General features: G+C 46.7%; 5 protein-coding genes. 4 read left to right on the top strand and 1 reads right to left on the bottom strand.

The window, feature by feature from the left end:
• From QUB06_RS32930 to QUB06_RS32915, 4 genes are all read left to right on the top strand, one after another.
• On the top strand, positions 1 to 1938 hold a 1938-nt coding region (locus QUB06_RS32930; RefSeq protein ID WP_333438840.1), incomplete at its 5' end, for a calcium-binding protein.
• Complete coding sequence (locus QUB06_RS32925) at positions 1935 to 2366, top strand: hypothetical protein (RefSeq protein WP_333438839.1); 432 nt, start codon at positions 1935 to 1937, stop codon at positions 2364 to 2366. The genes QUB06_RS32930 and QUB06_RS32925, both read left to right, overlap by 4 nt.
• A complete protein-coding gene (locus QUB06_RS32920; RefSeq protein ID WP_333438838.1) occupies positions 2266 to 3741 on the top strand; it encodes a serine hydrolase in 1476 nt (491 codons plus the stop codon). The genes QUB06_RS32925 and QUB06_RS32920 overlap by 101 nt, the downstream gene beginning before the upstream one ends.
• Positions 3742 to 4283: 542 nt before the next feature.
• Positions 4284 to 5558 carry an alpha/beta hydrolase gene (locus tag QUB06_RS32915; RefSeq protein ID WP_333438837.1) on the top strand — a complete coding sequence of 425 codons (1275 nt, stop codon included), beginning with the start codon at positions 4284 to 4286 and terminating at the stop codon, positions 5556 to 5558.
• A gap of 87 nt (positions 5559 to 5645) precedes the next feature.
• On the opposite strand, the gene QUB06_RS32910 is transcribed toward QUB06_RS32915, so the two are convergent.
• On the bottom strand, positions 5646 to 6007 hold a 362-nt coding region (locus QUB06_RS32910), incomplete at its 5' end, for a hypothetical protein (protein ID WP_333438836.1).

Genomic DNA, 6007 nt, shown 5'->3' with positions numbered 1-6007 from the left:
CCGACACCGACACCAACTCCGACAGAAACTCCGACACCAACTCCGACAGAAACGCCGACACCGACACCAACTCCGACAGAAACTCCGACACCAACTCCGACACCGACACCAACTCCGACAGAAACTCCGACACCAACTCCGACAGAAACGCCGACACCGACACCAACTCCGACAGAAACTCCGACAGAAACTCCGACACCAACACCAACACCAACACCAACTCCGACAGAAACTCCGACACCAACGCCAACACCAACACCAACTCCGACAGAAACTCCGCCAGAAACTCCGATAGAAACTCCGACAGAAACTCCGACAGAAACTCCGACACCAACGCCAACACCAACGCCAACACCAACTCCGACAGAAACGCCAACTCCGACAGAAACTCCGACAGAAACTCCGACAGAAACTCCGACAGAAACTCCGACAGAAACTCCGACAGAAACGCCGACACCAACACCAACTCCGACAGAAACTCCGACACCAACACCAACTCCGACAGAAACTCCGACAGAAACTCCGACAGAAACTCCGACAGAAACTCCGACACCAACACCAACTCCGACAGAAACTCCGACAGAAAAGCCAACTCCGACAGAAACTCCGACAGAAACTCCGACAGAAACGCCGACACCAACACCAACTCCGACAGAAACTCCGACAGAAACGCCAACTCCGACAGAAACTCCGACAGAAACTCCGACAGAAACTCCGACAGAAACTCCGACACCAACACCAACTCCGACAGAAACGCCGACACCAACACCAACTCCGACAGAAACTCCGACAGAAAAGCCGACACCAACTCCGACAGAAATGCCCACACCAACTCCGACAGAAATTCCCCCAGAAATTCCCCCAGAAATTCCGACAGAAACGCCAACACCAACTCCGACACCAATTCCGACAGAAACGCCAACACCAACGGCAATTCCCACAGAAGTTCCCACAGAAATTCCTGCTGAGATTCCCACAGCAACTCCGACACCGACAGAAATTCCGACAGAAGATTGCCCTTGTAACTCTCTATCCCTCCCAAATCTCAACCAACCCAATCCTGTAGAAAAGGTAGTTGTGAATAGTACGATCGATCTACCCCTCACAGGTACTGCTAGCAATGAGACATTCGACGGCAGCAGCAGCGAGGATTATTTCCAGGCAAAAGAAGGTAACGATAACCTGTTTAGCGGCGAAGGAAATGACTTTTTAAACGGTAACGAAGGCAACGACTTTATCTCTGGTGGAACGGAAGATGACTTGCTTTTTGGTGGCAAGAATCAAGACATTATTCTTGGTAATGAACGAAGAGATACATTATTTGGAAATCGAGGAGAAGATTCGCTAAATGGTAGAGAAGATAGCGACTTCATTCACGGCAACGAAGACTCCGATTTCTTGGATGGGGGCAAAGGAAACGATTTCTTATTGGGAGGTAAGGATAGAGATTTAATTTTAGGCGGTGAAGGAAACGATACTCTGTTGGGAAATTTAGGTGACGATACTGCCTGTGGCGGCGGTGGCAACGATTACTTGCGGGGTGATGAAAATAACGACCTACTGGATGGCTGTGAAGGCAATGATACGATTTGGGGAGGAGAAGACAATGATACCATATTTGGGGGAGCGGGAGACGACTTTTTAAGCGGCGATTTGGGAGATGATTTTTTAATTGGAGGAAGTGGGAACGATCGTTTTCTGCTTTGGGCCGATTCAGGGATGGATATCATTCGAGATTTTGAACCCGGAAAAGATGCGATCGCCCTTACTAGAGGTTTGACTTCTTCTCAACTGTCAATTAGTCAAGCCAACAGCGACACCTTAATCCGCTTGACAGCCACAGGTAAAATTTTAGCCACTCTCAATAACGTATCTGTTACTCAAATCGATCTGACAGACTTGAACCCACCTACCTTTTTAAACAGGAGTTTTTTATGATGAATGTTAGGGACTATCGCCAAAAAATCAACAGACTTTTCTACACAAGTTTGACCTTAATTTCAGCTATCCTCTTAGGAGGCTTGGGAAAGCTTTCCGAGTCCAACAACAACACAGCTTTAGCGCAAGAAAGCATCCCTGTTAGCGGTAGCGGTGACGCGCAACTCCAGCCGATTTTGCAATCCCTGACAGAATTCATGCGCCACCGCTGCGTCGGTGCGGCCGTACTGGGTGTTTCTGTTAAAGGTAAACCCGTCGGTGTTTGGGGTTTCGGGCGAATGAAAGGCAGACCTACTAATAACTGGAATCCGGCTTGTGGCGAGGGATATGCAGGCTCCTCTGGCTGCGATCGTACCCGCAGATACCCCCATGCGTATGGGCAGTATCAGCAAGCCTGTTACCTTTGCAATGGTGCGCTGGGCGCTTAAACAGACGGCGCGCGATCGGGCCGGCTTAGAACTGACTGACGACCAAATTGAAGGGATGAAATTGTTCGATCCAGAGCATTATCCGCCGCTAATTCCCGGTTTGAACAAGCAATATCCAGTAGCGATTATCCCTGAAAACTTGCACGCCGTATTTTCGGGTAAAGTCAAATTTCCCGTTCCCGTGAAAGACAGCAAGTGTGCCAATCTTAACTCAGGATTTGCAGACAAACAGTGGCAAAATGTCACCCTCGGACATTTTTTGTCGCACCGATCCGGACTTCAGCGCAGCGCCCCCAGATATGCTGAAGATGTCACCGCAAATTTGCCTGTGCTTCGCAATCTAAAAACCCCAGCTAATTTTCAAGCACAAGAACAGTTACTTGTCAATGAGTGGGGCTACAAATCTATCAGTTCAGCAAAAAATCAACTCGGCATTTCTCCTAGCGCGGGCTATTTTTTGCCGAGTCCTACTTTAGGAGAAATTATGCAGGTTTTGGCTGGCAGATGCCTTCAGTATCCTCTCGGCCAATATCACTATTCCAATACCAGTCCGGCATTTCCTACGATTATTTTGGAGCAGCTTGTGGCTTCCGGCAGATATGCTGCTAAAATGGGTAAACCAGCAACTCATCAAGGTTCGGCTTTGGAGGTTTTCTTCAAAACAGAGTTAGGAATTTCTACTGCGGCTGATCGGGGAATTTTCATGACCCAAGGAGTAGAAAATATGGTCGATCGCGAGCCAGAGAAACGCGCTTGGAACGGGAAGACTTACTATTGGCAGGGATGGGATGTGAAGCGGCCGCACTGCATCTGGAAGGGTAGCTTCTGCGATTTTTCTACCTGGCTAAATCCGAAGCCGGGGAGGATAAATTGGTCTTGGAATTTAGGCATGGTTCCTTTTAGCAGCAGAAACACTGATTTGAGTCCCGGTACTGGTTCGCTTGCTGCGGAAGCGGAAGTTTTTCTCAAATTCATGTCAGAATATTGGGTAGCTGGTTATGAAAATAACCCGCGCATCGGAGAAAAGCGAAATAATCTTTGGAATCGATATACTGCCCACAACGGAGCGCTTGACGGTACTCATGCTTGGGCAATCCAGTTAGGCGGCAATAATAATCCGAAAGAGTGGAAATTGCCGCCGGTGGATGATAACGGTCGCATCCTTGATGATTTTGCTAATTTAAAGATGTATGCGGGTGTGTTGCCGGAGGGAGTTGATATTTTTGTGGCTGTGAATCAAAGGGCGGATAAGAAATGTGTTGATGCTAAAGGTTACAATTGTGGCGATGCTTACGGACTTTTGGATAATTTTATTTTGTACGGTGTTTCTCAGGTGAATTGGAATCTGGTTGCACCTCGTGCCGTTGAAAAATAAAAGTTATAGCGCTGTGAGATGGGCTTTTTGTACTATACATTTTAACCGATAAAAATATTTCTTAACCGCAAAAATGCTCTAGACGCAGAGTTAAGTAGTTCCACCTAATTCTATCGAATTAGCGCTGCTGATAAGCTGTCCCGCATCTAAATTGTATTTTTATAACGGGCGAGATACCCACAATAATTTCATCAAACTTGACTAGAAAATTTAGATGCGTCTTAGCTTACCAGTAAAAAAAAAGGCATTTCTATAAAAAGTCCCAACCCGGAGACTCACAAGTCATTCCTAATGCTTGAATCTAAAATGTACTTCCAATTATCCAAATTTATGCAAGAGTGATGTAAGAACTCGTTCCCCAAAGATTTATCCTGTTGGTGGCGCAAGGCGATTAAATTATTTTTAACGACTTATGTGTTAAATCAATGCTTTTTGGGAATCTACTTTGAGGCAATTTTTGTTAAAGTCTCAGTGTCATTGTAGCATATGTTAGGGCGATGATATTAGTTTAAACTGATTAAAAATTAGGCTGCGAAAATCCGATGACCCACAAGAAGAACCGCAAAAAGTTACCTTTATTAGCAGCATTATTAGTCTCGCCCTTTATTTCTTGGTTCCTGAGTGCGAGCGCACTATTTCTCAGTCTCTGGGTCATCATACCAGCACCCACGATGTTCCTGTACCCTTTGGCGGTGGGAGCACCAGAAATCAGTCCTTGGTTGGTCGGTATGAATACGATCGCCCTTCTGCTGAACCTGCTCAGGCGGCATCAAGGCAAAGTCTACATTATTTTACTGATTTGTAACCTGTTCGCCCTAATCCTGGGCCTGCTCCCCCTGATTCAGTTCCCAGCAGCCAATGCAGCCATCGCTACCCAAATGCAAGCAGTTTTAGGGGAAAACTATTTAGCAGCCGTTCCTGTCGCCCATCGCGCGCAGCTACGCCCTCAACCGTTTATCCTCGCAGATGCGTTCCGAGGAATTCCCATCAGAGAGGTTAGGATCGATCGGGCTATTGGATTTGCCAACCCTGACGGAGTTTCACTGCAACTAAACCTTTATCGGCCGATGCAAATTGGCAAATATCCGGCGATTATCACACTCTACGGGGGAGCTTGGCAAAGAGGCAATCCCGATGCCAATGAGGAATTCAGCCGCTATATGGCCGCTCAAGGCTATTGTGTGGTTGCAATTGCTTACCGCCACGCTCCCAAGTATCAATTTCCTGCTCAGCTTGAGGACGTACAAACCGCTCTTTCCTATATCAAAACTCATGCTGGTGATTGGTCCATCGATCTCGATCGAATTGCTTTGATGGGAAGGTCGGCAGGTGCCCATTTAGCAATGCTAACTGCTTATGATTCTAGTGTGCTTCCAGTTCGAGCAGTGGTGAACTATTACGGGCCAAATGACCTGATTCGGGGATATAATGACCCACCTTTTCCTGATGCTATAAATGTTCGAGCCGTCTTGCGTGCCTTTCTGGGAGGAACCCCAGACGAACTCAACGAGCTTTACCGTCGGGCTTCTCCCATAAATTATATTAAACCGAATCTTCCCCCTTCTCTACTGGTTTATGCAGGTCGCGACCATATCGTTCAGCCCAAGTTTGGTCGATCGCTCTACCAACGATTGCGAGCCACGGGCGATTCCCTACGGGATAGCTTCGCTTCACGGGCTATTTTGCTCGAAATTCCTTGGGCTGAACACGCCTTTGATGCAGTTTTTAATGGCCCGAGCAATCAACTTGCTTTGTACTACACAGAACGCTTTTTGGCTCATTCTCTGAAGTCTTCGGATTACCAACGAGTTAACTAAAAATTATCAACTTACTCATTAATTGTCGCACCAACTTTGTAAGGATGCGTGGATGATTTTTGTTGAGGATTTAAATGTGATTGAATTTTACCGAATCCCAGTGCAGGTAAAAGCAGCCCAGTAAAAAGGGTGAGAGAAAGGCTTTACTTTCTGACAAGCTTCATCTAAATTTTTGCGAGTATTATAAATTTGGTTGCCGATTTTAGCATACTTTTGGTATTCTTCATCCCATTGCTGATAGTCTGAGGAACCGGAGGAGCAAGCCTTTCGTTCTGCCTGGGATCTTTTGCGGAGCGCGTCGGTTTCTTTAAGTTTCTCTTTCAAAAGTTCTGTGAGCTGGGGTTTATAAATAGCAGCTAAGGTATTGCCCGTAGGCGTTGCTGAATCAGGGTATGATACGGACCAAAGTACGAGAGGGGAGCCGAAAATGATTTCTTGGATTTTGATGG

It is taken from the genome of Microcoleus sp. D2_18a_D3 (assembly GCF_036702455.1).
Taxonomy (GTDB): domain Bacteria; phylum Cyanobacteriota; class Cyanobacteriia; order Cyanobacteriales; family Microcoleaceae; genus Microcoleus.
This window is presented reverse-complemented; position numbering and strand designations above follow the sequence as displayed.